A 26,128-nucleotide genomic window follows, 5' to 3' on the forward strand; every position below is an offset into this window, starting at 1 on the left:
CCGCCTCGTCCTCACGCCGCGTCCTTCTCCGGATCGGCGGCGGTCGTTTCGGACGCTGGAATGTCCAGCGTGTAGTAGGGCATTGCCTCCCGGCGGCCCCGAAGCGGTTCCCGGCTGACCTCCCGCCACGCGGCGGCCTCCGCCCCCGCCGCCCGGCGGACAGCCTCCGAAGCCAGGACGGAGACGCCGTGGACCTTGGTCGCCTGCTCCAGGCGCGCGGCGACGTTGACCGTGTCGCCCAGCACCGTGAATTCGTAGCGGGCCTCCTCGCCGATGATGCCGCTGAACACCTCGCCGCAATGGAGGCCGACGCCGATGCGCACGCTGGCATCGTGCTCGCCCTTGTCGTTCCAGCGGGCGATGACCGCAACGAGGTCGCGGGCGAAGGCGACCGCCCGCGCCGCGTCGTCTGGCGCCGGTTCGGGCAGGCCGAACACCACCAGCGCGCCGTCGCCGATGAACTTGTCGACCACGCCGCCGTGCAGGCGCGACAGGCGCATCACGCGCTTGCGGAAGGAGGACAGGAACGCGGAGAGTTCCTGCGGATCGAGCCGTTCGGCGATGGCCGTCGAGCCGCGCATGTCGATGAAGGCGATGACCGCCTGCTGACGGCGTCCGGCCTTCAGGCTGCCGTCGTCGTCGGCGAGCCGCGAGACCAGTTCCCGGGGCAGGAAGCGCGACAGGCTGCGGCGGCGGGCGGCCTCGCGCGTGGCCGACAGGGCGAAGAGGACCAGGGCGACCACCACCCCCGCGAACAGGCCCCAGATCAGCAGGGCGATGCGCGAGATCGTCGCCTGCCGCTGCTCCATGAAGGCGGCTTCGTGATCCTCCATCCTGCCGATGACGGTGCGGATCTCGTCCATCACCTGGCGGCCGTGGCCGGCCCGGACGAGGCTCTGGCTCCTGTCGAGATCGCCGTTGCGGCGCAGATCGACCGTAGTGCCGAGTTCATCGAGCTTGGTGCGGATCAGCAGGATCAGCGTATCGAGCTCGGCCCGCTGGCTGGCATCGTCCCGCAGGAGTTCGTGCAGCCGGGCGACCTCCCGGTTGACCTTGGCGCGGCCCTCGCGGAACGGCGTGAGGAACACGTCCTCCCCGGTGAGCAGGTAGCCGCGCTGCCCGGTCTCGGCATCCTGGACCGCCGACAACACACGGCCGAGCAACCCGTCCACCACCATGGCATGCCGGACGGCCTCCGTGCCGCGCTGCTGATAGGTGAACGCTCCCACTGCGATTCCGAGCATGGCGAGGATCACGACGCAGCCCACGACCATCCGGTCCACCGTGCGGGAGCGCGTCGGCAGACGGTCGATGACGGTGAGAGCGGCGTGGGTGCTCATGGCGGCGCGGGACGATCGTGACGGCGGAACCCGTGTTCCGGCACGGCGAAGACGACCGCCACGAACCGTATCGGCGCTCTCTTCCCCGCATGGGACATCGGCCGCCGGTCGGGGGCGCGACAAGCGGGGCTGATGCCTCAAGGGACGACCGGGGTCTTTGTTCCCGGAGGCGGCCCGAGAGAAGGCGCGAGGCGAGCGCCGTCGTGAACGGCACTCGCCTCGCGTAGCGCGGCAAGGTCGGCGGGTGCCTAAGCGAGACCCCGCCGCGCGGCGGCGCCTTCGACCGGCCGATCCGAGGAAAGGAGCGGCTCGACCTCCTCCAGGCTCTGCTGACGCGGCTCGACGCCGAGCGTGATCACCGTGACGATCTGGAGGACGAGCAGGCCGATCATCAGGGCCATGACGCCGCCGATCCCGTAGGTCTGGAACAGCGAGATGACCACGAAGGGCGTGACGATGGTCGCGCCGCGCCCGAAGGTATTGCAGATCCCGGAGGCCCGCAGGCGGACCTCGGTGGGGAACAGTTCGGGAATGTAGATGCCGAACAGCAGCGCCACGAGGACGTAGATCGGCACGGTGAGGCCGAACCCGACGAGGGGCAGGAGCCACGGGTCGGTGGTGAGCGGATAGACGATGCCGAACAGGATCGCCGCCGCCGAGGCGCCGACGATGGTCGGCTTGCGGCCCCAGCGATCGGCGGTGAGGGCGCCGATGGCGCTGCCGACGGGGGCGCCGAGCCCCATCAGCAGCGAGTAGCCGAAGGAGGTCGCGACGCTGAGGCCCTGCTTGATGAAGAAGACCGGCAGCCACGTCACGAAGCCGTAGAGCAGCGTGTTGATGACGATCAGGCAGAGGCAGCCGACGAACATCCGCGCCAGCAACGGGGGTTGGAACAGCGTGGCGAAGGCAACCTTCGGCGTCGGGGCCGACACCGGGGCAGGGGGCGGCAGCACGCCGCCGCGGGCCGCCTCGGACTCGATCTGCCTCAGCAGCGCCTCCGCTTCGTCGGTGCGCCCGACAGCCTCCAGCCAACGGGGCGATTCCGGCAGGTTCTTGCGCAGATACCAGACGCCGAGCGCTCCCAATCCGCCGAGCACGAACATCGCTCGCCAGCCGAAGACCGGGATCACGAGATAGCCGATCAGCGAGGCGACCGGCAGGCCGGTGACCACGAACACCGCCATCAGCCCGAGCCAGCGTCCCCGCGAGCGAGCGGGCACGAACTCGGTCATGGTGGAATAGCCGACGACGTTCTCCGCGCCGAGACCGAGGCCCATGATGAAGCGCAGCGCGATGAGCGTCATCATGTTGGGGGCGAAGGCCGCCGCGATGGCGGCGAGCCCGAAGACGAGGAGGTTCGCCTGATAGGTGAATCGCCGCCCGTAGCGGTCGCCCAGGAAGCCCGTGAGGAACGAGCCGCCCATCATCCCGAGGAAGGTCGCCGAGACGAAGAGGGCGTTCTCCGGCAGGGTCGAGAAGCCACTCTTCAGCGTGGCGCCGAGCACGGTCGCCGCGATGTAGATGTCGAACCCGTCGAAGAACATCCCGATACCGATCAACCACATGATCCGGTAATGGAATGGGCCGATCGGAAGCCGGTCGAGCCGGCCTCCCGCATTGACGATCGAGGTCATGGCGTTTCCTCCGCGTAAGGGATCGGCGCGGAGGGCACCCGTCTGACGCGGGGTCTGTCGCCCTCCGTCCGGGTTTCGTGGTGGTCAGTTCAGGCGGCGCTGGCCCGCCGTGTCGCGATACCAGTCGAACGGGGTGTCGTGGGTCGCGACCATGACGCTCTTGACGTTGAAATGGTCGTCGAAGCTCTCGAGCCCGCATTCGCGGCCGAGCCCGCTGTCATCGACGCCGCCCCAGGGGGAGGCGGGGTCGAGGCGGTGGTGGTCGTTCACCCACACGATGCCCGCCTTCACCGAGGCCGCGACCCGGTGGGCGCGGGCGACATCGCGGGTCCGGATCGCGGCGGCGAGGCCGAAGGGGGAATCGTTGGCGAGCCGCAGAGCATCCGCCTCGTCCTTGAAGGGCGTGACGCTGGTGAAGGGGCCGAACACCTCCTCCTGGAAGATGCGCATGTCGGAACGCACGTCGGCGAAGACGGTGGGCTCCACGAAGAAGCCCTCCTCGCCCCCTAGGACCCGCGCCGCCTGGCCGCCCGCCACCGCGCGGGCGCCCTCGTCGCGGCCGTAGCCGGCATAGGCGAGCACCCGGTCGCGCTGCTTGCCCGAGATCACCGGCCCGAGCTGCGTCGCCGGATCGAAGGGGTCGCCGATGCGGATGCTCTTCGCCTTGGCGGCAAGCTTCTCCACGAAGGCGTCGTAGATTGAGGCCTGGACGAGATGGCGGCTCGCGCAGACGCAGGTCTGGCCCGCGCCGATAAAGGCGCCGAAGGCGGCGTAGTTCACCGCCTGCTCCAGATCGAAATCGTCGAACACCATCACCGGGGTCTTGCCGCCGAGCTCCATCGTCTGATGCGCGAAAACCTTGGCCGCCGCGCTGCCCGCGATGCGGCCCGCTTCGGTGCCGCCGGTCAGCACCAGCTTGTTGATGTCGGGATGCTCGGCAAGGTGCCTGCCCGTCGTCGGCCCGAGGCCGAGCACAATGTTGAAGACGCCCTTCGGCAGGCCGGCCTCGGTGAAGATCTGCGCGAGCTTCAGCGTCGTCAGCGGGGTGTATTCGGAGGGCTTCACCACCGTGGTGCAGCCGGTGGCCAGCACGACCGCGAGCGACTTGCACAGGATCATCAGCGGGTGGTTGAACGGCGTGCAATTCGCCACCACGCCGATCGGCGTGCGCCGCGTGTAGTTGAGGTAGGACCCCTCCACCGGGATCACCGCATCCCGCCGCGCCAGGGCGAGACCGGCACTGTACCGGAAGAAGTCCGGCAGGCGCGAGAGCTGGGCGCGGGTCTCGTTGATCGGACGCCCGTTGTTCAGCGTCTCCAGCTTGTAGAGCGTGTCGAGATTGGCCTCGAACGCGTCCGCCAAGCGGTTCACCAGCCGGGCGCGCGCACGGGTGTCCATGCCGCCCCATTCCTTCGACTCGAAGGCGGCGCGGGCGCTGCGCATGGCGCGGTCTACATCCGCTTCCGTCGAGTTCGGGATGCGGGCGATGACGGCGCCGGTCGCGGGGTTCTTCACATCGATGAGCGGGCCGTCCCCGGCCTCGATCTCGCGCCCGTCGACGAAGTTGCCCCGCGTCTCGACGGCGAGATCCGGTCTCGTGATCATGTTCATGGGGTGATCTCCCTCAACGGATGACGGCGCTGCGCTCGAGCGCCGGGATGATGCGGCGCTGGGCCTGGGCGACGTGCTCGCGCACGAGGCGCCGGGCCGTGCGGCCATCGCGCCGCTGCACGGCCTCGATGATCGCGACGTGCTCCGCGATGAGCTGGTCCGGATCCCGGCCCTTGATGCCGGCGAGGCTGACCCGCACGAGGCGGTCGGCCTGCTCGATCAGGTCCCGCGCGGTGGCGGCCATGCGGCGGTTACCGGAGGCCTGGGCCAGGGCGGTGTGGAAGGCGCGGTTGTAGTCGATGAAGTCGGTGCCCTCTTCGAGCGCCCGGAAGGCGTCGAGGGAGGCCAGCGCCTCCGCCGTCCCGGACTCGGCGGCATCGCCCGCGCAGGCCGGCTCGATCACGAGGCGGAAGGCCAGCAGATCGCGGGCATCCGCAATCGAAATCGGATTCACCTGATATCCCTGGCGGGCATGAACCGTCACCAGCCGCTCGCGCTCCAGCCGCAACAGCGCCTCCCTCACGGGCTGGCGGCTCACCGCATAGCGCTCGGCCAATTCCTGCTCTCGCACTTCCGCCCCCGGCGGCATGCGGCAGGCCAGGATCTCGGAGCGGATGGCGTGATAGATGTTGTCGCGGAGAAGCACGGTTCTGACCCGATCAGGTTGCCTCAAGATTGCATCCGTGAAATATCACGTCAACGGAAATTTCGAGTTGCCCGGGGGAGGACACGGATGCGGATCACGCTCGCTGGCGGACGGATCGCGGCGCAGGAATCGGGGGCGGGGGAGCCGCTCGTCCTGTTCCACTCGCTCCTTGCGGATGCGGCGAGCTTCGACCGGATCGCCGGGCCGCTGGCGGAGCGGTTCCGGGTGATCGTGCCGGACCTGCCGGGCTTCGGCGGATCCGAGGCGGTGTCCGGCGGCCTGGAGGCGGTGGCCGATCGCATGGCCGAGGCTTTGCGGGATCTCGGCGAGCGGCCGAGTGTGCTCGGCAATGGATTCGGCGGGTTCGTGGCCCTTCAGATGGCGATCCGGCATCCCGGCCTCGTGCGCCGTCTGATCCTGGCCGATTGCGGCGCCTGCTTCTCCGAGCCCGGGCGTCAGGCCTTCCGGACCATGGCCGCCGTCTCGCGCGAGAAGGGGCTCGGCGCCTTGAGCGAGACGGCGATGCGCCGTCTCTTCGCGCCCGATTTCCAGGCGGCGAACCCGGCGCTGATGCGAGAGCGCTTGGCCGCTTTCCTCCGCACCGACCCGAGCGTGTTCCGCGCCGCCTGCGAGGCCCTGGCGGGGCTCGATCTCCGGGCGGATCTCGGGGGGTCGCGGTGCCGGTGCTGGTGCTGGTCGGCGAGCAGGACGAGGCCACGCCCCCGCCGATGTCGCGTGAACTGGCGGCCGGGTTGCCCGACGCACGCCTCATGATCCTGCCGGGCTGCGCGCACGTTCCGCAATTGCAGGAGCCGGAGCGGTTTCTGGAGGCCCTCGTCTCGTTCCTGAACGAGGACAGCGCCGCGGTGGTCGACGACATGGTCTCGACGGACGCGTGAGCGGAGACGGCGGTCGCTCCGCACCCGAGTTCCCCTCACGAGCGCACGGTCTCTCACGAAGCGGATTTTCTCAGGAAGCGGCCCCGGCCCGGCGGACGTTGCCCTAGATCAACGGCCATGCGCGAAAGCTCACGGCTGCCGCGCCGCGCCGAGAGCTTGATGCCGAACCTTTCCGCCGAACATCTGCGTGTCGCCGACGTGATGGCCCATGACGTCGAGTTCATCGAGCCTCAGGCGAGCGTGCAGGAGGCCGCTGTCCTGATGGGCGAGATCGAGGTCGGGGCCCTGCCGGTCGGCTCGGCCGACCACTGCGTCGGCATCGTGACGGATCGGGATCTGCTCTACCGCGTCGTCGCCCGCGGCCGCGATCCGACCTCCGTCTCGGTGCAGGATGTGGCCTCACGCCCCGTCCTGTCCTGCAAGCCGGACGACACGCTCCGCTCAGCCCTGGATGTCATGGGGGCGAACTATGTGCGGCGCCTCCCGGTCCTCGACGGGAACGACAGGGTCGTAGGCTGGCTGACCCTCGCCGATGTCGCGCGCCACCTGCTCGTGAACGACGACGAGTTGCAGGTCTCCTTGCAGGACCGCCTCGACGGAACGGAGCGCTGATCAGACCCGATACCGCCGCTCCGCCGCCCGGACCAGCGTCGAGGGCAGGGCGCGGGCGGCGGCGACGTAGTCCGCGAAGGCCGAGGCTGCCGGTCCGGCCTCCCGCGCGGCGACCAGACAGAGGATGAAAGCGATCAGATCCATCTCGGGTGTCGTCAGACCGGCCAGGGCCACGGTGAGGGGCGGGGGTGTCCGCAGGGCCTCTTCGAAGGCGGCGAGGGTCTCCTCGTCGGCCCCGCTGGCGGTGAGCCACGCCCGCACCGGGCGCGGCGCCCCCGCCGCGCCTCCGGCCAGCACAGCCACCGCGGCGAAGCGGGCGACGGCCACACGCTCCACCCCGGCCAGCGAGGCGAGGTTGACGCTCAGGGGCATCAGGGTCTGGTGCCGGTTCTGCAGGAAGCCATGAAGGACCTTCTGGCCGACTGCGTCCAGGATCTGACGACGGCCGGGGGCTATGTCGCGGTGGCGGCGATCGATCGCCTCGCGCTCACCGGCGGTTGTCCGCTGGTCCTGTCGTCCGGCGACTCGCTCCAATGCCCATCCCTTCCAGCCTGTGCCGCTTCGGCGGCGCACCGAACAGGTGTTCCTGAATGACCGTCGATCAAGTGCTCGCCTTCAGCCTGATTGGCGTGACGGTGGCCGCCTTCGTCTGGGACCGCCTGCCCTACGACGTCGTGGCGCTGACCGCGCTCGCCGCCGGGATCGCGCTGGGCCTCGTGCCGGCGGACAAGGCGTTCTCGGGATTCTCCGACGACATCGTCATCATCGTGGGCTCGGCCCTCGTCCTGTCCGCCGCCATCGCCCGTTCGGGGGCGGTCGAGACGCTCATGCGCCCCCTGATGCCGCGCCTGACCAGCCCCGGGCGGCAGGTGCCGATCCTCGTGGCCGGGGTGCTGCTCCTGTCGATGGTCACGAAGAATGTCGGGGCGCTGGCCATCTTCATGCCCATCGCCCTGCAGGCTCTCCCGCCGCAGCGGCACGCCGCCCTCCGCGCTGCTGATGCCGATGGCCTCCGCCTCGCTGATCGGCGGCATCGTCACGCTGGTCGGTACCTCGCCGAACGTGATCGTCTCGAAGGTCCGTGCCGACCTGACCGGCAAGCCCTTCGGCATGTTCGATTACGCCCCCGTGGGGCTCTGCGTGGCGGCGGCCGGGTTCGTCTTCCTGTGCCTCGGTTGGCGTCTGCTGCCCCGGCGCGACGGGGGCACACGCTCCATGGAGGCCGCGTTCACCCTGGAGCGCTACACGACGGAGGCGCGCCTCCCGCCCGGCCACCCGGCCATCGACGGCACGGTGGCCGCCCTGGAGGCGCAAGGCGACGGCGAGGTCGGCGTCGCCACGATCCTGCGCGAGCGCTTCCGGCGCTATCCGGCGAGCCCGGATTTCCGCCTGAAGGCCGACGACGTCCTCCTGCTCAACGGCGAGCCCGATGCCCTGGAACGCTTCGTGGCCCGCACCGGGCTGACCCTGGCCGGAGCCGCACCCACCGCCGAATCCGTGGTCATGGAGGGTGTGGTGACGGCGGAATCCGAGCTCGTCGGGCGCACCGCCGCCCAGCTCGATCTCGAGCATAGTGCAGGGCTCGCCATCCTCGCGGTCAGTCGGCGTGGGCGACGCATCGAGCAGCGGCTCTCCTCCGTGCGGTTCCGGGGCGGAGACGTGGTCGTGGTGCGCGGGCGCGCCGCCGCCCTCGCCCCCGCCCTCGGCACCCTCAAGGTGCTGCCCCTCGCCGCGCGGGAAATCGCGCTGGGCCGCAACGACCGGAGCTGGCTGCCCGCCGCGATCCTGATCGCGGCGATGGCCCTCGTCGCGCTCCATGTCGTGCCGGTGGCGGTGGCCTTCTTCGGCGCCGTCGTGGCCGTTCTGCTCCTGCGGAGCATGACGCCTCACGAGGCGTATCAGGCCGTGGAATGGCCGGTGCTCGTGCTGCTCGGCGCCCTGATCCCGATCTCCGAGACGGTCAGCACGACCGGCGGCGCCGACCTGATCGCCGGCCACCTGACGACGTTGGTGCAGGGCCTGTCGCCCGTGACGGCTTTGGGCGCGATCCTGATCCTGGCGATGGCGGTGACGCCGTTCCTCAACAACGCCGCCACCGTCCTGGTCATGGGCCCGATCGCCGCGAAGCTCGCGACCAAGCTCGGGCTCAACCCGGATCCGTTCCTGATGGCGGTGGCCTTGGGTGCCGCCTGCGACTTCCTCACGCCCATCGGGCACCAGTGCAACACCCTGGTCATGGGCCCCGGCGGATACCGCTTCGGCGATTATGCCCGGCTCGGATTGCCGCTTTCGCTCATCGTGATCGCGGTGGGCATCCCCCTCATCGCCCTCGTCTGGCCCCTTCGTCCGGTGTGAGGGCGGCCTCTCAGGAATCGCCCTCGGCCGTGAAGAGGTGGGGGTGGCGCACCTGGAGGGCCAGGACGAGGGCCAGGGTCTTCAAGTCCCGCATTTGCCCGGTCGCGGCCATTCCGGCGAGGTCGGCGAGGGACATCTCCACGACCTTGATGTTCTCGTGCTCGCCCTCGGCGCCGCCGCCCCCGGTCTCGCGGTCGGCGGTGCGATAGGGGGCCAGGAACAGATGGATCTGCTCTGTCGAGATCCCCGCGCAGGAATAGGTCGTGCCGACCGATTCGAGGTCGTGCAGGCGTAGACCCGTCTCTTCCAGAACCTCGCGCCGCGCATTCTCCTCGGGAGAGCCGTCATCGATGAGGCCGGCCGGAGCTTCCAGCTGGGATTGTTCGCCCGAGACGTAGAGGGGCGGAACCCGCAATTCGCGCACGAGCGTCGCCACGCGTCTCTCGGGATCGTAGGGAAGCACGCCGACGGAGTTGCCGTGATCCTCGATCTCGCGCTCCGCTTCCGTTCCATCGGCCAGCCGGACCCTGGCCAAGCCGAATTGGCTCCAGCCGTCGTGAATGATGCGGAAGCTGAGGATTTCGGCCTTCATCGGAACCTCCCGCGGGTGCGCTGGGCGTGTTTGAGTGGACGGGAGCGGTCGCTGGCCATCGCAGCCGACCGTTCCGCGTCGCTCGCGTCGAGGAGTACGCATCCCGTCTGAGCCATCGCTCAGACTCGCACGTCACACACCGTGCTTGAATCCTCCGCCCACGGCAGGGCGCTAGCGGCGAAGATGAGCCAGTTCCTCGAGCCCGCCTCCGTCGGCATAGGCCTTCTGGAAGCTGGTGCGCGCCGTCCATCGCTGCCAGAACCGGTCGAGTTGCTCGAAGCGCTCATCGAGCGGCGTGGCCACCGGCCCGAACTTCGAGAAGGCGATGGCGGTGCAGAGAGTGATGTCGGCGAAAGTCGGGTTCTCACCGCCCAGCAGCCAGCCCCGGCCATCGGCCAGATGGCGATCGACGAGCGCCGCGTGCGAGAGCGCCTCCTTGCGGCAATGCTCGCCCCATTGCGGGTTGTTCGTCAGTTCGAGCTTCGGCCCGAGCCCCTGGTGCAGAACGTGGAACTGCGTCGTGAGCCGGTAGAGGATCTGCACCCAGACGCGATCGTCCCACATCGTATCGAGACCTTGCTCCAGGGGCGTCGCCCCGGTGATCTTGCGTCCCTCATGGTGAGCGTCGAGGTAGCGCACGATCGCGGCCGATTCCGACAGGTAGGATCCATCGGGCAGTTCCAGCGTCGGCGTTTCGCCCCACGGGTTCATCTTGAGGTGGCGCCAGCCGCGCTGCTCGCCGCCCGGCGCCATGTCGTAGATCACCTCGTCGTAAGCATCGGCGATTCCCTTCTCGTGCAGGAAGAGGCGCAGGCGCTGGGGGTTCGGGAAGGCGGACGGGGACGTATAGATTCGCGCTTTTGTCGACAAGAAGACTCTCCTCTCGCTGGCATCCGATGAGGCGGGAACGCCGTGCAGCAGGGTTTGGCTCGCCGGATCAACCTTTCAAGGCGGCCTCACGAAAGGTCGCAGGGCGGCGCGGATCGTAGGTCGGTCGCAGCGGGCCGACAGCCCTTCCTCCTCGCGGCACGCGGCACATCCGCGGCGCATTGAACGTGTGACGTTCGCCTTCGGAGTTCTTGCAATTCGGCATCGGGCGCGATGAGGCCGCCACGCCACCGTTGCGCTCCCCGCTCGCTTGGGCTAGGTGAAAGACACGGTCAGCACCCGTAGCTCAGCTGGATAGAGCGTTGCCCTCCGAAGGCAAAGGTCACACGTTCGAATCGTGTCGGGTGCGCCAGCCTTTCTTGGACGCCACATAAGTTCCGACTGGCGTCATCCTGGCACAACTTAGTGCCAGAAAAGATTCTACAAGTAGGATCTTGAGATGCAAGACTTTTCCCTCTTTTTTCCAACTTGGAAGAGCCGCGAGGCGCTTGAGCGACTTGATGCCTTCTCGTCCGATTAGCGGACCTGATGACTCATAGTCGTCGACGGGTTGCGCCAGCGAGGCGTACGGCGAGCGCGTCCTGAAACCTGCCCCGCGTTTTTTCGGATGTGGGTGTGGGCCAATCGTCGAGCCTACGACGCCCACCATCGCCGAGCCTTCGGCGATGCCAGGATCACCACGGCAACCTGAACCGGGCTGGCGATGCCCCGCTTTGCCCAGGGCATCACGGACACGTGTGACGCGGCGCTGACATAAGGCGAATGCACGTACCGGATGCGAGCCTTCGCTGAGCCGCCGTGACCGGGTTTCTGTAGGTGTGGGGCCGGCGAAACGGCCGATTGCGCCCTTCCCAATCCGCGATCACGACCGTAATGTCTCTAGTAGCTAGAGCATCACGGGGGAATTCGATGCGGTCATTCGCCATCGGCGTGCTGTCGGAGCGGACGGGGGTCAAGATCCCGACCATCCGTTTCTACGAGTCAATCGATTTGCTCCCGGCGCCCGAGCGGACGCAGACCAATCGTCGGACCTACGACGATGACACGGTCCGACGTCTGCGCTTCATCCGGCATGCGCGAGAACTTGGGTTCGAGGTTGAGGCAATCCGGACGCTGCTCGATCTCGCGGCCCATCCCGAGAGGCCCTGCGCGGAAGCCGACGTCGTCGCCCGGAGCCATCTCGCCGACATCGACGACCGCATCGCGCGGCTGACGGGGTTGAGGGCGGAGGTCCAGGCCATGCTCGACCAGTGCACCGGCGGCCAAGTCCGCGAGTGCAGGGTGATAGAGGTGCTAGCCGATCACGGGGAGTGTCTAAGTGACCGACACCGTTCCTGATGCGTCCGCCCCCGGCATTGCCGTGATGCCCATGCCAGCCATGTCTAAGTGGGCCTCGTGCCCTCCGTATCGCGGAGGGGCAGCCAGCTGGCCACCCTGACGTCGAGAGCGACCACCAGGGCCGGGACCAGTATGATGACGGAGAGCCCCCCTCCCGGCGTAGACGTCCCTGCGCCGTCGAAGCGCGGCGGTCGCGTTCATCACCCTCTCGGGCGTGGCCGTGCCCAACGACTTGGTGCGAGCATGAAACAACTGATCGGCGAAGGCCGGCCGCGGAGGAAGCGATGTCGGAAGGCGCTCTGACCCGGCTGCGTCCGGTCGCGATGACCGCACTGGTCGCCTCGCTCGGTTTCGTGCCGAGGGCACCGCCCCGCACGTCGTCAGCAGGAAGTGGCTGAGCAGCTCGGTCAACGCCACGTATTCGGCCTTCTCGGATCCCAGCCAATCCGGATATACGACAGCAACCTTCGAATTGGTCAGGGCATGGGTGGACTTGACCACGTCCTCGAAGATCGTCCTGCCGTTCTGGCGACCCTGCACGTGGTACCGGGGAGAGCATCTGCACGACCAGGAGATTGTCGAGCGCCTCCTTGATCGCCACGATCTGCCGGAAGGGCCCCTCCTCGGCCCGTCGCGCGACCCGGGTCTTTCCGGAAGACCTCGCGTGCACCAGCGTGGCCATGCTACCGAGGCGTCCGACCGCGCGTTCCCGGACGACCACGACCGACAATTGCTGGCGTCGCAAGCGCTTCTCCGCGGCGGCGGCCGAGGCCTCCGCCTTGGCGAGCGCCTCCCTCAAGCCGGCCACCTTCGCCTCCGCTGCCCGGATCCGCATCTCTGCCTCGGCCAGGGCCGAGTGCAGGTCGCTGACGTCGACTCACACGGATGCGGTCCCGCCCTCGACCTCCCCGACCTCGACGCACCCATCGGCCCTCGGCCGTCCGGACGTCCCCCCGCCCGGACTTGCCCGACACTGACAATGCACATTTACCGCCGCGAATTACCTGCCTCGCGTTCGAGGCTCGATATCGACCATGTTCGGCGCGGCAATGTCCGTCCCCCCGCCCGACCGCATGGGCGGACGCCCCGGAACGTGTAACGGAGCACGCTACCCGATACGCGTTCGCCCGGGCCCGCTCTCGCCCCGGCGGCAAAACCGACGCCGGCTGCCCAGAATGCTTCGCCCCTGTCGCATGTCACCGCGGACCGTAAGACGCAGATGCGGAGATCTGATCCGTCGCGACGAGCGGACACCGGCCGCCGCCGATGTGCAACCCAAACTCAAGGATGGGATCGGGTGTCGCCGTTCCCCACCCTGGCGGCATCCGGCGGTGGTCTGACGCCTTGTCGCAATGCGAACCTCAAGCGGTTCCCAGGATAAGGTCTGGGCCGCCGTCTCGCGCGCGTCTCGTGCGCGGACCGCCGGCAACCAGTCCCACGAGCGCGCCCGTACGGGATGGGTCCACCGGCTCAGCAAACCTCCGCTCGGCCCTGGGAGCGGAGAATGGAACGATGCGGTCGGATGCCCTAAAAGCCCTGGAGCGCAAGCGGCGCCAGCGCTGAAGCGCGCGCCGAATGGAATTGAGGAAAGCCGTCGCGATTCAGCGCGTCCGCCTCGGCCAACGTCCGCCTGCGGAATAGGTGCGCGCCGCGCCGCCGATCTCGTCCCTGAGGGACAGGCATGCTTCGTCCAGAGAGACCGAGGCGGATGTCGAGGCCTCGCCGCCGGCAGCGAGCGCTTCCAGGGCGCAGAGGAGGTGCTCGGCCACGCCCGGCTCCCCCTGACGGCACGCCTGCCGGAAGGCGGCGAGGATCAGGGCGTCGATGGCTTGCGCCTCATCTCCCATACTCATGGGCGGCCTCCCTCGGCCGGCGGAACCTCGGATCGGAATAGAAGTAAAGCGACGACGGCGAGCGCCAGTTCCGCAGCCGCGAACGCGGCCAGAACGGGGCCGAACTCTAAGCGAAGCGTCGACCCGAACAGTAGGCTTCCCAGGCCGAACCCGGTGAACAGTAGGCAAACGTTCAGGCCCATGGCCTGCCCCGGCCGCTGGCCGCCGAGCGCGGTGACGATGCCGGCGAACAACGGTTGCGTCATGTCGTAGCCGAGGGACAGGACCGTCACCGCCACCACCGCGAGCAGCAAGGGCACGTCGAGGATCAGGGCTGCCGCCGCGACGGCGCCCAGGAAGAGGCCGAGCGGCAGAAGCCGCCCGCGACCGCGTTGGTCCGCCACCCGGCCGATGATCGGGCCGAGCAGGAAACCGGGGATCCCGTAGCCGAGGAGTGCAAGGCCGACGCCGACGGGCCCAAGGCCGTAGCGCCGCTCGAAATACAGCCCCAGCCAGGTGAACACGCCGGAGTGGAATACCGAATTGAGGAAGACGTAGGCATACGTGCGGCGACCGCGGGTAGAGACCAAGAGGTCCCGATAACCGCGGAACAGCGTGCCCAGGTTGGCCCCAGCCGCCGTCGCGCCCGGAACGACCCCCTTGACCGCCTGAGGACGAACAGGATCGCCGCACCTGCCGCCGCCACGGCCAGGAAGAGGCCCCGCCATCCGATGGATGGTTCCAGCAGCGCCCCGGAGGTGGACCCGAAGGCCATGCCGCCGGCCATGGCCCCGAAAAGCCATCCCAGCGGGCGCCCGCGTCGCTCGTACGGAAAGAGCCTGCCGACGAGGACGAGACCGAGCGGCACGACTCCGCTGGACCCGAGCCCAGTCAGCAGACGCCAGAGCGCGAGTTGCTCCACGGACCCTGCCGTGGCGGTGAGAGCGGTCAGCACGGCGAAGCCGGTCATCGATCCGGCCATCACGCGCCAGATGCCGAGGCGGTCCGCCAGGAGCCCGTAGACCAACGTCGCCACGCCGTACGGGATCAAGTACGCGGGAACGATCAGTCCGACCCGCTCCGGCGAGGCGCCGAACGCCTCCCCCAGTTGCGGAAGGATCGGGGCGACCATGAAAGCCTGGAAGAAGATGACGAAGGTGGCGGCCGCAACCGCCCGGAGCAGGCGCTCCCGATGCACGTCCGAGACATCGAGCGAAACCGGGGTCATGGCCGAACCGCACCGGTCTCGAACCCGGCGCTGGCGAGGGCCGACCCGATCTGTCCGGGTTCGATCCGGGACGCCTCGAACGTCACCGTGACGCGCCTGTGCCAGGCGCTGGGCTTCGCTTGATGGACGCCGGGTACACCCAGGACGGCGTCGCGGACCTTTTCGGCACACCCGTCGCAGATCATGCCGGGCACCGAGAAGGTAACCTCGGACAGGGAGGCCTTCGGCGTGTCGCTCATTGCACCGTTTCTCCGGGTTCAAAGCAGGTCCGCGTAGACCTGGGCGTAGTAGGCGCTGACCAGCAGGAGGGCCGCGCCGCTGACGATTTGCAGGGTCCGCCCCCAAAGGCCGAGGCGAGCCAGGCGCGTGACGGCCCCTGCCGCCATCCCTGCGGCAAGGAACGGGAGACCCCGGCCGAGACCGAACAGCAGGGCGAGCAGGATGCCCCGACCCGGATCCCCGTCCGATGCAGCGACCGTGAGCAGGAGCAGCAGCGGGGCCACCGAGGTGCCGATGCTGAAGATCAGCCCGTAGACGAAGGCCCCGAAGAGGCCGGGCCGGCGCCATGCGGTGAGGTTGCCGAGGCGCATGCGGGGCCAGCAGAACGCCGTCACCGCCGCGCAAAGCGAAAGGATCGCCATGGCGAGCGCCCAGCCCCTGCCGAAGGCCTCGGTCGCCAGGGCGCCGAGATGGCCAGCGACGGCTCCGAGAACGGTGAGGCTCAGGACGATTCCCGCAAAGAACGCGCTCGCGACGTGAAGCCCCATTCGGCGAGAGCCCGCCTCAGAGGCGCCCGCGACGCTGGCGATGCCGAGCCCCACCGGCAGGGTACAGGGGCAGACCGCACTGGCCAGGATGCCCGCGAGGAAGGTGACCCACAGGGTGGCCGGGCCGCTTGTGCCGGACGCGAGCGGCTGGATCACGCTTTCGAGGGTCATCGCTCAAGAACCGGAGTGCCAGCCTTGTAGCCAAGAACGTCGATGGCCGTTTTCACCCGACTGAGAAGGAGGGCACGCCCGGACGCGTAGGTGACGCGGAGCGAGCGCCGAACGAAGTCGATCTCCGCGTCCGAGACGCCGTCGACCTTCCTGACGGTTCGCTTGATCGACGCGGCGCAGGATAGGCAAGCCATGCCCTCGATTGGAATCGTCGCGACCTTCAGCTCGGAGACCCGGCGCGACATGGCCGGCTGATCCTCCACCGCCCATGATCGACCGACCGAACCGAATGTGGCGGCGAGGGCGAGCGCGGCGACGGCACCCTGGCGTAGAGGGTCTGTCATGGGGAAACTCCTGTTAGGTTGGGCTACGCTGTCCGGGGCGGATGGCCGACGTTCATGATCGCACCCAGGAAGAGGCCGGGCTGTGCCCAGAGCGAGTTGAGGAAGATCGCGGTGACGCTGACCGCCATGGCGACCATGGCCCAGATCGGGTTGACCAGCCCGGTCGCGGCGAGCGGGATGCCGAAGCCATTGAAGGCGAAGGCGAGCCAGACGTTCTGGAGCATCTTGGCGTAGCTGCGGCGGCTGATCCGGCGCGCAAGCGGCAGTGCGGCGAGGCGGTTCGACAGGATGATGATGTCGGCGGCCTCGATGGCGATGTCGGTGCCCCCGCCCATCGCGATGCCGACGTCCGCCTGCATCAAGGCCGGTGCATCGTTGATGCCGTCGCCGACCATCGCGACCTTGCCCGCGGCCTGAAGCCGTCGCACGATCTCGGCCTTGCCGTCGGGGAGGACACCGGCATGGACCTCGTCGATGCCAGCCTCGCCGGCGATCCGGCGTGCGGTTCGCTCGTTGTCCCCGGTGAGCAGGACCGTCCGCAGCCCCTCCCTGCGCAAGGCCGCGACAGCCTGCACGGCATCCGCCCGCAGCCGGTCGTCGAGGGCGAGCAGGCCCAGCAGACGGCCGTCACGGCCTGAGACGATGACGGTGCGCCCGGCCTCCTCCAGGGCCAGGATGCGCGCCGAAGCCGGCGCGAGATCGATGCCGTGGCCGGCGAGGAAGGCCGGGCTGCCAACCACGACCTCGCTATCCGCGATCCGGGCCACGACCCCTTTGCCCGGAATGGCCTCGAACGCGACCACCTCCGGGGGCACGGCACCGCGCGCGAAGGCCGCTTTGACCACGGCTTGGGCCAGCGGGTGCTCGGAGGAGGCCTCGGCTGCGGCGGCGAGGGCGACAAGCGCGGCCTCGGTCCCCGAATAGACCTCGATCTCGCGGACCACGGGCCGCCCCTCGGTCAGGGTTCCGGTCTTGTCGAGCACGACGGTGTCGACGAGGCGATAGCACTGGAAGGCCTCGCCGGTCCGCATAAGGATGCCATGCTCGGCCGCCTCCCCAGCGCCCCGCACGATGGAGAGCGGGGCCGAGATGCCGACGGCGCAGGGATAGCCCATGACCAGGACGCTTAAGCCCGCGAACACCGCCCGCGCGATGTCGGCCTCACCGCCGATAAGCCAGGATCCGGCGAGCCAACCCGTGAACGCGAGCGCAGCCACCACAAGCACCGTGGGCGTGTAGACCTGCAGCACGCGGTCGACGAGATGGAGGAGGCCTGGCTTCAAGGCGCGGGCGTCTTCAACCTCGCGGATCACCTTCTGCAGGAAGCTGCCGGCGCCGACGGCCGTCACCCGTACGAGCAGGCTGCCGGTGCCGTTGATCGAGCCGCCGATGACGACGTCGCCTTCCGTGCGCTCGACCGGGATGGGCTCACCGGTCACCAGCGCTTGGTCGACGGCGGAGCGGCCGGATACGACCGTCCCGTCGACGGGCACGCGCTCCCCGGGGCGAATGCGGACGAGGTCGCCGACCGCCACCGCTTCGAGCGGAAGGTCCTGCTCCTGCCCATCCCGGACCACGCGGGCGGTTTCGGGCTGGAGGTCGAGCAAGCGCTTCACGGCCTGCGAGCTGCGCGTCTTGACGATGAGCGACAGCCACTCGGAGAAGATGTGGTAGGTCACGACCATCACCGTGACGGCGAAGAACGGGGCGGTCGGGTAGCCCGGACGGTTCAGTACAAGCCCGATGACGCCGCCGGCCATGCCCGCGAAGGCGCCGATCTCCAGCAACGCGTGCTGGTTGAGGATGCCGCGGCGCAAGGCCTGGATGGCCATGTGCAGGATGTGCCGTCCGACCCCGAAGACGAGGGCCACGGCCAACGCCGCGACGAGCCAGGGGGCGGACGTCGCCAAGTAGCCATGGAGGTTCAGGTAGAGGAGACCCAGCGCCAACACGGTCAGGCCACCGGTGCTGGCAACAGCGGCCAAGACGCTCGTTTTTTTCAGGACGAGGAACACCATGGCGCCGAGACTGAGGCAGACCAGGGCGGGCAGGTAGCCGATCCAGCCGAGCGAGGGATCCGCGATGATGGGAATGGAAGCGACGCTGAGGGCAACCGCGACGACGAAGCGGCGGCTCTCCCGCACGAGGTCCCGCTCCTCTTCCTCGAACGGCCGGACCTTGCGCGGGTCGGAGATCGTGTAGCCGATGTCGCGCAGGATCCCGAGCAGAGCCGCCGGACGGGCGATTGCGGGATCGTACTCCACGAGCGCCTGCTCGTGGGTCAGGCTGACGGCGACCTTGTCGACGCCGGGTTGGCTGCCCAGCGCCTTCTCGATGGTTCCGGTGCAGAGCGAGCAGTGGAGGCCGCCGATCCGGGCGCGGATGCGGGCGCGGTCGGGCCGGCTTGCCGGCTCCTCGCTCCAAAGGGGAAGGTTCGCGTCGAGCGCTGTTGCCGAAGCCACTGCCCTGTCTCCTTGCGGTGTCGGTGAACGGGATCAGGCTGGGTCGCGGGCGACTACATGGAAGCCGCGCCTCTCGACGGCGGCGACGAGGCGGTCCCCGCTCGTAACTTGCGGGTCGTAGAGGACGCGGGCGCGCGCTTCCTCGAAGGAGACGTCGACACCGCGCACACCGGCCTGTGCATCCAGGAGCGAACCGACGGAGGCGGCGCAGGAAGCGCACCGCAAACCCTCGATCCTCAGGTTAATGGTCTTCATCGTGGCTTCCCCTTCTTCGGTTCGTCGCACCGACAGGTGCCTGGCCCGCGCGGCGCGTCCTCCAGGGCTTCCAGGATGGTGCAGTCCTCAAGTCCGCCGCGTCCGGGGCAGGAAGCGACCACGGCCTCCAAGGCTGCGCGGACGCGGAGGAGCTCGGAGATTTTCTCGTCGACCTCCGCGATCTTGTGCTGGGCCTGGGCTCGCACCTCGGCGCAATCGGCGGCCGGGTTGGCGCGCAGGGCGAGGAGTTCCTGCGTCTCCTTCAGGGAAAACCCGATCCTCTGGGCCTGCCGGATGAAGCGGATGCGGGCGACCAGCTCGGGCGAGTAGGTCCGATACCCGGTTCCTTTGATGGGCTGCTCGATCAGGCCTTCGCGCTCGTAGAAGCGGATGGTCTCGACGCCCACGCCGGCGTCCTGCGCCGCTTGTCCTATGGTTTGATCTCTCATCCCGGATCTCGACATCACCAGCTCGCAACGACCCTAGCGGCCGTACCATGGTACGGAGTCAAGCCACCTTCGAAGCCGCGTGTGACGCGCCGCGCCGCGTTGGACCGTCGGCCGCCGCCGGGTCCGCGCCACCGCCGCCGACACCTCACGGAGGCGGCGCCATGCAGGAGCGGCGAGGCCGACCGTATGCGGCGCTTGGCCCCGAGCCTGGCCGGCCTGCTGGCCATGCGCGACGAGCCGCGCCCCGACGCGAAGGCCGGAATCGACGCACTGGCCGCCGCGGGGATCGGGGCGGTTATGCTCACCGGCGACAATGCGCGCACGGCCCAGGCCGTGGCCCGGGCGCTCGGCATCGAGGCCCGGGCCGAACTCCTGCCGGAGGACAAGCAGCGCATCGTCGGCGAGCCCAGGCGGCGGGCGCGGTGGTGGCGAAGGTCGGCGACGGCATCAACGACGCGCCCGCGCTCGCGGCGGCCGACGTCGGCATCGCGATGGGCGGCGGGACCGACGTCGCCCTGGAGACCGCCGACGCCGCGGTGCTGCATGGGCGCGTCGTCGACGTGGCGCGGATGGTGGCGCTCTCACGTCGGACACTCGCCGTCATCCGGGCGAACATCGGCATCGCCCTCGGCCTGAAGGCGGTGTTCCTGGTGACGACCGTGGCGGGCGTCACCGGGCTGTGGCCCGCGATCCTGGCCGATACCGGCGCCACGGTCCTCGTGACCGCGAATGCGTTACGGCTGCTGCGGGTTCGCGCATAATGTCGCCCCCCAAATCGGGGGCATCGCCTTCCCTCGCGACCGTGGCGCCACGGCGGCCACCGGTTCGGGTCACGCTCGTTGCTTGATGGACCGGATGTCGGCGGGGACACCTCCGGTGAGGGGTACCGTATTGGGATCCGGCCGAACGCGAAGGGCACGTCGCGAGAGGCGCGCGCTCCAGCTGGCGTCTCAGGGCTGCAGGATTGCCGAGGCGTACAGATCGTCGTTTTCGGAGATAACCTGTAACGGATGGCGCCATAGATTGTGCGTGTGGAAGCGTGACACGTCCGTCGGCATAGGGTCGTCGCCCCCGATACAAGCGCCGGACGCGTTACACTCCCGCAGCGAACCGTGATCCGCCGCCGACCTTGGTCGTCGTTTCCCTCGGCGGGCCGGACGCTGGACCGCGCAGGGGCCCACCATGAGCCACGAAGTCGCTTGCCTGGAGGAACAGGTCGACGGAGCGGTCCGGCCAGTCGCATGTCCGCGCGGGGGCGGGACGCCGCCCGTTGCGTGAAGCTGTGGCGCGGGGTGTCGCGGGTCATGGAGAGGCGGTACCGGTGGCTTCGCGGCAAGGAAGCCGGCGGGCAGACCCCCGTCCGGAGCGCTGACGGCAACCTCCTTTTCGTAAAAGCATTCTGGCCTGCACCGGCAGGCACTACGGTCGCTTCGTCGTCGTGTCGGCCTGGACCGGATGGTTGATCGTCCCGTTCGGCCTGCGATGGGCAGATCTGCGGATTCGGCGGGCTCACACGGCGACCGTGCCGCCGATCACGGACCCCACTCCGAAAGGCGCGCAGCACCGGCGCCTGGAGCGCCTTGTTGTCCAAGCTAAGTTGCGCTTTCAGCTGCGGCTGGTACTGCTCTCGCTCATGACGATCCCAGCAGCGTGGCTCCTGCGAAATACGCTAGCACATTCTAGAAAATTGCACCGGCGATGCGCAGATTGTTCGGTTTTGCCCGAAGCTAGTCCTAGGCGAATGGGATGTTCAAATAGGTCATTAAGTTACTCGTCACTCCAAAACCAATACAATGGCTGTCAAATCACTATTGCAAATAGTTCTACTTCGAAGCGGCCCCGCGGGACGGTTATCACTGGGGGCGCGAACTGGCACGGCAGTCGGGCATTCGAGGACTGACCGTCCAAGGGTCTGGACTCAATCAGCTTGACCGTCCCAATGGCTGCTTCCGACCGAGGCTGTGCAAAAACGCGGAAGCTCTCTGAACTTGTAGAACAATTTTCTATGTGGCAGCCATCCAGGCAACATAAATAGAGGCATAGATGCCATGGAGGCGCCTATTCCGAAGCTGCCCCGTGCATTCGAGGGGAGATCCCTCTACCGCCTTCGCGTTTTCACCCAAGCTCGATCCATAGCGGACCCTTAAAAGGGATAGTCTCTCACATCGTAGCATCGAGCATGTCGAGCACCGGGCAAGCAGGCGTCGGCGCGCCGCTGCACTGGTCGATTGTGCCGCTCAGGATGGCCTCAAGCCGCGCGAGATGAGCGAGTTTAGTGCGGACCTCGGACAGGTGCGCACTGGCAATGTTCCGAACCTCGGCACAGGATCGGTGTCCGGGCACGGCCAAAGTCAGCAAAGTTCGGATATCCTCGATCCCGAAGCCCAACGTACGAGCGTGACGGATGAACGCCAAACGCTGGATGTGGACCGGATCGTAGGCCCGATGACCGCCTCCAGTGCGGGCAGGCGGTGGCATGAGCCCGATACGCTCGTAGTAGCGGACCGTCTCAAGATTGACCCCGGCTGCCGCCGCGAGTTGCCCGATGGAGAGGCCGCGCGGACCCATGACCATTTTCCTCTTGATCCCGTAGTGGCTACGGGATGCAGAGTGGCACGACCATGATCAACACACCAGACATAGCGGCCCCTGCCAGACCTGCCCTACGCCCACGGGAGCGCCTGCCCGTCCGTACGGGAGGCTGGTTCGCCGGGTTGGGCACTGTCGCCGGATTAGGGGCTCTGGCGGCATCATCCTGCTGTGCCCTGCCCGTGGCGCTCGCCGGTCTCGGCGCAACGGGGGCCGTGTTCGGCGGGTTGGCGATGTTGGCGAGCGTCCGGCCCTTCCTGCTCGGAGGGGCCGCGCTGGCCCTCCTCGCGGGCTGGGCGATGTTCTTCCGCCGCCGCGCAGCGGCCTGCGCCCTGTCTGGTCCATGCGCCAGCACTCAATCATCACGACGGACGGCTGCCCTTCTCGGGCTTGGATCGGCGCTGGTTGCCCTGGCGATTGTGTGGGAACCCTACCTTGAGCCCATGGTGCTCAGGGCCATGCGGTAAGGTTGATGCAGCTTCAGTCCACCCTCACATGCCCGAACTGCGGCCATCAGGCGACTGAAACGATGCCGACCGACGCCTGTCAGTTCTTCTACGAGTGCACCGGCTGCGGCGCGCTCCTGCGACCGAATGCGGGCGACTGCTGCGTGTTCTGCTCCTTCGGTGACGTTTCCTGTCCGCCGATCCAGGAGGCCCGCGAGAGCGGTCGGTCTGCGTGTTGCTGCCCCAGAGTTTAATCCCGCGGTGTGGTGGTACGGTCGGCCACCATGCTGCGAGGGATGCGCTATGGGCCAGCTTCTCCACTTCAGCGCCCGCAAGGCGGGCCGGTCACCAACGCAGGAGACGGGGCCCGAGCAGGGCACCGGCGAGCGTGCACAACGCGATAGTGCCGCCGTACCAGAGCGCCACGAACGGGACCGAGTCGTCCATGCAGTGCAGGGCGTAACCCATTGCGCTGATACCACCGGCAACCAGTCCCACGAGCGCACCCGTACGGAAGAGGTCCGTCGGCGCGGCAAACCTCCGCATGGCCCAGATCAGAACGGCGAAGGGCAGCACCCCGATGACCGGGATCGATACGAGACATTCCAGCCACATGTGGCCGACCAGCATCCTATCCCAATGCGAACTGGGCGCCGAGGCAAGGCTGACGCCTGCGAGCAGCATGATCCCGAGGAACGGCGCCGTGGCGACCCAGGCTCGGATCCTAGCCTCGCCACCCGGGCGCGCGACCTTGATCAGCAGCCACCCGGCCAGGACGACGACGCCGGCACCGAAGGCCACCTTCAGGAGCAGGAAGCCGAGCACGCCAGCATGGCCGAGATCCGGCCGCACCCCGAGCAACAGAAGCGTCAAGCAGAGCGCCACACCGGCAGCGAGCGCCGCAGCGAGGCCGAGGCCGCGCCTGAGCCTGCCGTGGTCGGTCGGCTCGATGTTCGTGCTGAGCATCTCGATCAGTTCGTTCGTTCTCATCGTCCCTTTCCTTGGCTGATGCCGGCCGCCATGGCCTTGAGGCCGCGGTGGACGCTGACCTTAATGGCCGATTCCGACATGCCGCATCGACTGGCCGCCTCGGCGACGCTCAGGCCGTCGAGCTTCACGTAGCGGATCGCGCGTCGCATCTTCTCGGGCAACCTGGCCATGAGCCGGTCCAGGTCATACGCGCTCTCCGTGCCGACATGGTCGTCCTGCGCCTCGAAGTCGCCGGCGTCCTCGATGGGGACGGAAGCCATCGCGGGGCGCGTATGGCGCAGGTGGTCGATCAACTTATAGCGGGCGATGGCCTGCACCCAGGGGGTGAACGGCTGGTCCACGTCGTAGGTATGCCGACGCGTATGGATCGCCATCAGCGCGTCCTGCACGAGATCCTCCGCCTCCGATTGACTTCGCCCGATGCGGGCGAGCTTTCCCCGGTAATAGGCACGCAGATGCCCGCTCAGTCGGTCGAGAAGCGCCCGATACGCAGCCGCGTTCCCGTCCAGGCCGGCCTTCATCAGGCGCCTGAGCTCTCCTTCACTGGCGATCATCGGGCACTCCCAACCAAGTTCGGGAGGCATGCGCCAACGGTTACAGACCCTCGCCGAAGCGCCGGGAGGCCGCCGACCTTGGAGTGGCCCACGACGTCGGATGACGCCTCGGCCCTGCGGCCGGGCACCGGAGCGTGAACGGTGCGGTTTCGCGCGCGTCCACGAGCCGAAGATCCCCGGCCATGGGCCGGAGCACGGTGGAATGACATCGATCTCGTCCTGAGTGCCGTGAGGACCCGGCCCTCGACGGGATTCCGGGCACAAAGCCGCGCATGCTGTCGTCGCAAGCACGACTGCGAGCGCGCCGGCTAAACCGGCGCGCCTAGCTCAGAACGGTAGCCTTGGGTGGGAAGGGGTCCGGCGGTCCCTTGAGGCTCACGCCCCCGATATCTACGAGCGCGTACGCGAACGATGTCCCGATGACACGGGGTTCGAAGGCCGGGGGGGCGTCGGCGACGTAACCGGCGCACAGGAGTGAGCAGGCCGAGCGTGCTATCCCGCCCTCGTCACAGCCCTCGCAACACTCGCAGCCATCGGGCATCGAAGACTGCATCGCCGCGACGGGTGTGGACGCCTTCATGTGAGCGGCCTGCACGCCATGCAGCGCGAAGCCCGCCACGAGGGCGAGGATCAAAACCAATGCGCAAGAAGAGCGGGACCGCAGCCAGGACATCGGAGCGAACGTAACAGGCAGCCGAACGCCTTGAAAGCCGGCATCGCCGCATGGCGCCATGGTTTCACGCGCATCGCCGGGATGCGCAGAGCTGACGGGGTCGTGCAGTCGCTCGGTGCTCACCCCTGGCATGCCATCTTTCCGAGACATGCGCGGCGTGCGGCGACGGGGTTGCCTTCAGCCAGCGTCATGGCGCCCGCCAACTTTGTAACGAAACGGCTGCCGGCTTCGAAATTCCCTTAAAGGTCCGGCTCCGTCCCGGAGACCGTATCCGGCTGCGCGGCGGTGGCGGATGCGCCGCATTCGCTCTCGGCCGGCTTGAAGCGAGCCGGCCGAACCGGCGGTTTGCCGGTGGGCCGGGAAGGGCCTTCGGACACCGCCGGCGGTAAACCCGGCTCATAAGGCACCGAACGCGAGCAGCATGGGCGCGGTCGCGGCCGTGCGGCGGGGTTAGGCCTTCTCCCGCAACGTTCAGTGAACCGGAAAGACCGCAATCATGGGCTTCTACGCGCGCCGCATCTTTCCCTTCCTCGTCGACTATGCCTTGCGGAACCAAGAGGCTGCGGCTTGCCGCGCGCGGCTCGTTCCGCTGGCGCACGGCACCGTGCTGGAGGTGGGCATCGGATCGGGCCTGAACGCCCCTTTCTACACGGCCCAGGTTGATCAGGTGGTCGGCATCGATCCGTCGCCTGCGTTGCTCGGCAAGGCGCGCGGGCGGCTGGGCGCGAGTGCCGCCCCGATCCTGTTGGCGTGTGCCTTTGCCGAAAGCATCCCGCTCGCAAGCGGCAGCATCGATACCGTGGTCATGACCTGGACCCTTTGCAGCCTCCGCGATCCCCGAGCCGGCCTCGACGAGATCCGCAGGGTGCTGCGCCCCGACGGGCAGCTGTTGTTCATCGAGCATGGCTTGGCGCCCGATGCGGACGTCGCGCGCTGGCAACGCCGTCTGGACCCGCTGCGGACACGTATCAGCTCGTCACCTTGAGCGTCCGGTCGACCGCCTTCTCGAAGAAGCGGCCTTTGTGATCGACGCGATGCAGACGGGTTATGTGGGCGACGCCCCCCGGATGCTGAATTACCTCTACCAAGGTCGGGCTCGGCCCGCTCGTCCGTGAGCAAGGCAGCCTCAGTGCAGTCCGGCCCCGTGCGACCGCGGCCCGTGAACACCAGGCGCCGCTCCCCGCGTGTCTGCCGCGCCATCCCTGCGGCGACCGGCGCGCACACGACTGAAGAGGCTGGCGCGTCAGGAGCGACCGACGAACCGGCATACATCATCTTTGAGAGCCGGTTCGCTCGGGATCTGTTCTGCGCTGTCCCGACAAGTCGCGTGATCCCCGCGTTCCTCTGCGGCGTCGCTTGGCTGTTCCGCGGCACCCTCGGGAAGAGAGGCTTCAGAATACCTGGTTTCGACGCGGCTACGGCCCGGACCGCGGCGCAGCGTGACGGCTTCTAT

25 protein-coding genes, 1 tRNA gene and 6 pseudogenes are annotated in these 26,128 nt (G+C 68.3%); 13 read left to right on the forward strand and 19 right to left on the reverse strand.

Features of this window, described 5'->3' with window-relative positions; genetic code table 11:
• Positions 1-11 precede the first annotated feature (11 nt).
• The 4 genes from ACFQE0_RS20170 to ACFQE0_RS20185 form a co-directional block, all read right to left on the reverse strand.
• Positions 12-1,340: an adenylate/guanylate cyclase domain-containing protein gene (locus ACFQE0_RS20170; protein ID WP_378972838.1), complete on the reverse strand. Its 1,329-nt coding sequence runs from the start codon at positions 1,338-1,340 to the stop codon at positions 12-14.
• A 248-nt stretch (positions 1,341-1,588) separates the two neighbouring features.
• Positions 1,589-2,974, reverse strand: a complete 1,386-nt coding sequence (locus tag ACFQE0_RS20175; RefSeq protein ID WP_378972840.1) for an MFS transporter — start codon at positions 2,972-2,974, stop codon at positions 1,589-1,591.
• Positions 2,975-3,058: 84 nt separating this feature from the next.
• Positions 3,059-4,579 (reverse strand): aldehyde dehydrogenase, encoded by a 1,521-nt coding sequence (locus tag ACFQE0_RS20180; RefSeq protein ID WP_378975598.1) that lies wholly within the window; start codon positions 4,577-4,579, stop codon positions 3,059-3,061.
• 19 nt (positions 4,580-4,598) lie between these two features.
• Positions 4,599-5,231, reverse strand: coding sequence for a GntR family transcriptional regulator (locus ACFQE0_RS20185; protein WP_378972843.1), 633 nt, complete (start codon positions 5,229-5,231; stop codon positions 4,599-4,601).
• 87 nt (positions 5,232-5,318) lie between these two features.
• On the opposite strand from ACFQE0_RS20185, the pseudogene ACFQE0_RS27670 reads away from it, so the two are divergent.
• From ACFQE0_RS27670 to ACFQE0_RS20195, 4 genes and pseudogenes are all read left to right on the forward strand, one after another.
• Positions 5,319-5,554, forward strand: a pseudogene (locus ACFQE0_RS27670) (alpha/beta fold hydrolase); the annotation flags it as partial.
• Positions 5,465-6,004 (forward strand): annotated as a pseudogene (locus ACFQE0_RS20190) (alpha/beta fold hydrolase); the annotation flags it as partial. The pseudogenes ACFQE0_RS27670 and ACFQE0_RS20190, both read left to right, overlap by 90 nt.
• Positions 6,002-6,130 carry a hypothetical protein gene (locus tag ACFQE0_RS27675; RefSeq protein WP_465264079.1) on the forward strand — a complete coding sequence of 43 codons (129 nt, stop codon included), beginning with the start codon at positions 6,002-6,004 and terminating at the stop codon, positions 6,128-6,130. The pseudogene ACFQE0_RS20190 and the gene ACFQE0_RS27675, both read left to right, overlap by 3 nt.
• Before the next feature lie 159 nt (positions 6,131-6,289).
• Positions 6,290-6,742, forward strand: a complete 453-nt coding sequence (locus ACFQE0_RS20195) for a CBS domain-containing protein (protein WP_378972846.1) — start codon at positions 6,290-6,292, stop codon at positions 6,740-6,742.
• Here ACFQE0_RS20195 and ACFQE0_RS20200 read toward each other — a convergent pair whose 3' ends face one another.
• Complete coding sequence (locus tag ACFQE0_RS20200; RefSeq protein ID WP_378972848.1) at positions 6,743-7,315, reverse strand: hypothetical protein; 573 nt, start codon at positions 7,313-7,315, stop codon at positions 6,743-6,745. It lies immediately after the preceding gene.
• 17 nt (positions 7,316-7,332) lie between these two features.
• Between ACFQE0_RS20200 and ACFQE0_RS27680 the strand changes: the two are divergent.
• Both ACFQE0_RS27680 and ACFQE0_RS20205 read left to right on the forward strand, forming a co-directional pair.
• A pseudogene (locus ACFQE0_RS27680) lies at positions 7,333-7,638 on the forward strand (SLC13 family permease); the annotation flags it as partial.
• Between the two features lie 103 nt (positions 7,639-7,741).
• Positions 7,742-9,097: an SLC13 family permease gene (locus tag ACFQE0_RS20205; protein ID WP_465264080.1), complete on the forward strand. Its 1,356-nt coding sequence runs from the start codon at positions 7,742-7,744 to the stop codon at positions 9,095-9,097.
• Positions 9,098-9,107: 10 nt separating this feature from the next.
• On the opposite strand, the gene ACFQE0_RS20210 is transcribed toward ACFQE0_RS20205, so the two are convergent.
• Together ACFQE0_RS20210 and ACFQE0_RS20215 are read right to left on the reverse strand one after the other, a co-directional pair.
• Positions 9,108-9,689, reverse strand: a complete 582-nt coding sequence (locus tag ACFQE0_RS20210; protein WP_378972850.1) for an NUDIX domain-containing protein — start codon at positions 9,687-9,689, stop codon at positions 9,108-9,110.
• Positions 9,690-9,860: 171 nt separating this feature from the next.
• Positions 9,861-10,559, reverse strand: a complete 699-nt coding sequence (locus ACFQE0_RS20215; protein WP_378972852.1) for a glutathione S-transferase family protein — start codon at positions 10,557-10,559, stop codon at positions 9,861-9,863.
• A 293-nt stretch (positions 10,560-10,852) separates the two neighbouring features.
• Between ACFQE0_RS20215 and ACFQE0_RS20220 the strand changes: the two genes are divergently transcribed.
• From ACFQE0_RS20220 to ACFQE0_RS20230, 3 genes and pseudogenes are all read left to right on the forward strand, one after another.
• Positions 10,853-10,929: transfer RNA gene (locus ACFQE0_RS20220), tRNA-Arg, on the forward strand.
• A 557-nt stretch (positions 10,930-11,486) separates the two neighbouring features.
• A complete protein-coding gene (locus tag ACFQE0_RS20225; protein WP_053610143.1) occupies positions 11,487-11,915 on the forward strand; it encodes a MerR family transcriptional regulator in 429 nt (142 codons plus the stop codon).
• A 184-nt stretch (positions 11,916-12,099) separates the two neighbouring features.
• Positions 12,100-12,280 (forward strand): annotated as a pseudogene (locus ACFQE0_RS20230) (efflux RND transporter permease subunit); the annotation flags it as partial.
• A 1,236-nt stretch (positions 12,281-13,516) separates the two neighbouring features.
• Here ACFQE0_RS20230 and ACFQE0_RS20235 read toward each other — a convergent pair.
• From ACFQE0_RS20235 to ACFQE0_RS20275, 9 genes and pseudogenes are all read right to left on the reverse strand, one after another.
• A complete protein-coding gene (locus tag ACFQE0_RS20235) occupies positions 13,517-13,768 on the reverse strand; it encodes a hypothetical protein (protein WP_116655815.1) in 252 nt (83 codons plus the stop codon).
• Positions 13,765-14,550 (reverse strand): MFS transporter, encoded by a 786-nt coding sequence (locus ACFQE0_RS20240; protein WP_378972855.1) that lies wholly within the window; start codon positions 14,548-14,550, stop codon positions 13,765-13,767. The genes ACFQE0_RS20235 and ACFQE0_RS20240 overlap by 4 nt, the downstream gene beginning before the upstream one ends.
• Positions 14,454-14,975, reverse strand: a pseudogene (locus tag ACFQE0_RS20245) (MFS transporter); the annotation flags it as partial. The pseudogene ACFQE0_RS20245 and the gene ACFQE0_RS20240, both read right to left, overlap by 97 nt.
• Positions 14,972-15,214 carry a heavy-metal-associated domain-containing protein gene (locus ACFQE0_RS20250; RefSeq protein WP_116655817.1) on the reverse strand — a complete coding sequence of 81 codons (243 nt, stop codon included), beginning with the start codon at positions 15,212-15,214 and terminating at the stop codon, positions 14,972-14,974. The pseudogene ACFQE0_RS20245 and the gene ACFQE0_RS20250, both read right to left, overlap by 4 nt.
• Positions 15,215-15,232: 18 nt before the next feature.
• Positions 15,233-15,913 carry a cytochrome c biogenesis CcdA family protein gene (locus ACFQE0_RS20255; RefSeq protein WP_116655818.1) on the reverse strand — a complete coding sequence of 227 codons (681 nt, stop codon included), beginning with the start codon at positions 15,911-15,913 and terminating at the stop codon, positions 15,233-15,235.
• A complete protein-coding gene (locus ACFQE0_RS20260) occupies positions 15,910-16,257 on the reverse strand; it encodes a heavy-metal-associated domain-containing protein (protein ID WP_116655819.1) in 348 nt (115 codons plus the stop codon). The genes ACFQE0_RS20255 and ACFQE0_RS20260 overlap by 4 nt, the downstream gene beginning before the upstream one ends.
• A 23-nt stretch (positions 16,258-16,280) precedes the next feature.
• Complete coding sequence (locus ACFQE0_RS20265) at positions 16,281-18,719, reverse strand: heavy metal translocating P-type ATPase (RefSeq protein ID WP_116655820.1); 2,439 nt, start codon at positions 18,717-18,719, stop codon at positions 16,281-16,283.
• Positions 18,720-18,752: 33 nt separating this feature from the next.
• Positions 18,753-18,974, reverse strand: a complete 222-nt coding sequence (locus ACFQE0_RS20270) for a heavy-metal-associated domain-containing protein (RefSeq protein ID WP_053610151.1) — start codon at positions 18,972-18,974, stop codon at positions 18,753-18,755.
• On the reverse strand, positions 18,971-19,423 hold the full coding sequence (locus ACFQE0_RS20275; RefSeq protein WP_053610152.1) for a MerR family DNA-binding protein: 453 nt from the start codon (positions 19,421-19,423) through the stop codon (positions 18,971-18,973). Before ACFQE0_RS20275 ends, ACFQE0_RS20270 begins: the two co-directional genes overlap by 4 nt.
• Positions 19,424-19,630: 207 nt before the next feature.
• Between ACFQE0_RS20275 and ACFQE0_RS20280 the strand changes: the two are divergent.
• Positions 19,631-20,184 (forward strand): annotated as a pseudogene (locus ACFQE0_RS20280) (HAD-IC family P-type ATPase); the annotation flags it as partial.
• Positions 20,185-21,583: 1,399 nt separating this feature from the next.
• Here the strand turns inward: ACFQE0_RS20280 and ACFQE0_RS20285 are convergent.
• Positions 21,584-21,991, reverse strand: coding sequence for a MerR family transcriptional regulator (locus ACFQE0_RS20285; protein ID WP_116655885.1), 408 nt, complete (start codon positions 21,989-21,991; stop codon positions 21,584-21,586).
• A gap of 53 nt (positions 21,992-22,044) precedes the next feature.
• On the opposite strand from ACFQE0_RS20285, the gene ACFQE0_RS20290 reads away from it, so the two are divergent.
• Entirely contained in the window at positions 22,045-22,479 is a 435-nt protein-coding gene (locus tag ACFQE0_RS20290; protein WP_378972861.1) for a mercuric transporter MerT family protein, read from the forward strand.
• Positions 22,480-22,484: 5 nt separating this feature from the next.
• Positions 22,485-22,712, forward strand: coding sequence for a GDCCVxC domain-containing (seleno)protein (locus ACFQE0_RS20295; protein WP_078947037.1), 228 nt, complete (start codon positions 22,485-22,487; stop codon positions 22,710-22,712).
• Positions 22,713-22,803: 91 nt separating this feature from the next.
• Here ACFQE0_RS20295 and ACFQE0_RS20300 read toward each other — a convergent pair whose 3' ends face one another.
• Entirely contained in the window at positions 22,804-23,448 is a 645-nt protein-coding gene (locus tag ACFQE0_RS20300; RefSeq protein ID WP_116655822.1) for an NrsF family protein, read from the reverse strand.
• Positions 23,445-24,002 carry a sigma-70 family RNA polymerase sigma factor gene (locus ACFQE0_RS20305; protein ID WP_116655823.1) on the reverse strand — a complete coding sequence of 186 codons (558 nt, stop codon included), beginning with the start codon at positions 24,000-24,002 and terminating at the stop codon, positions 23,445-23,447. The genes ACFQE0_RS20300 and ACFQE0_RS20305 overlap by 4 nt, the downstream gene beginning before the upstream one ends.
• A 1,169-nt stretch (positions 24,003-25,171) precedes the next feature.
• Here ACFQE0_RS20305 and ACFQE0_RS20310 point away from each other — a divergent pair.
• On the forward strand, positions 25,172-25,660 hold the full coding sequence (locus ACFQE0_RS20310) for a class I SAM-dependent methyltransferase (RefSeq protein ID WP_378972865.1): 489 nt from the start codon (positions 25,172-25,174) through the stop codon (positions 25,658-25,660).
• Positions 25,661-26,128: the final 468 nt, after the last annotated feature.

The sequence above is a fragment of the Methylobacterium komagatae genome (assembly GCF_042661665.1).
GTDB classification, from domain to species: domain Bacteria; phylum Pseudomonadota; class Alphaproteobacteria; order Rhizobiales; family Beijerinckiaceae; genus Methylobacterium; species Methylobacterium komagatae.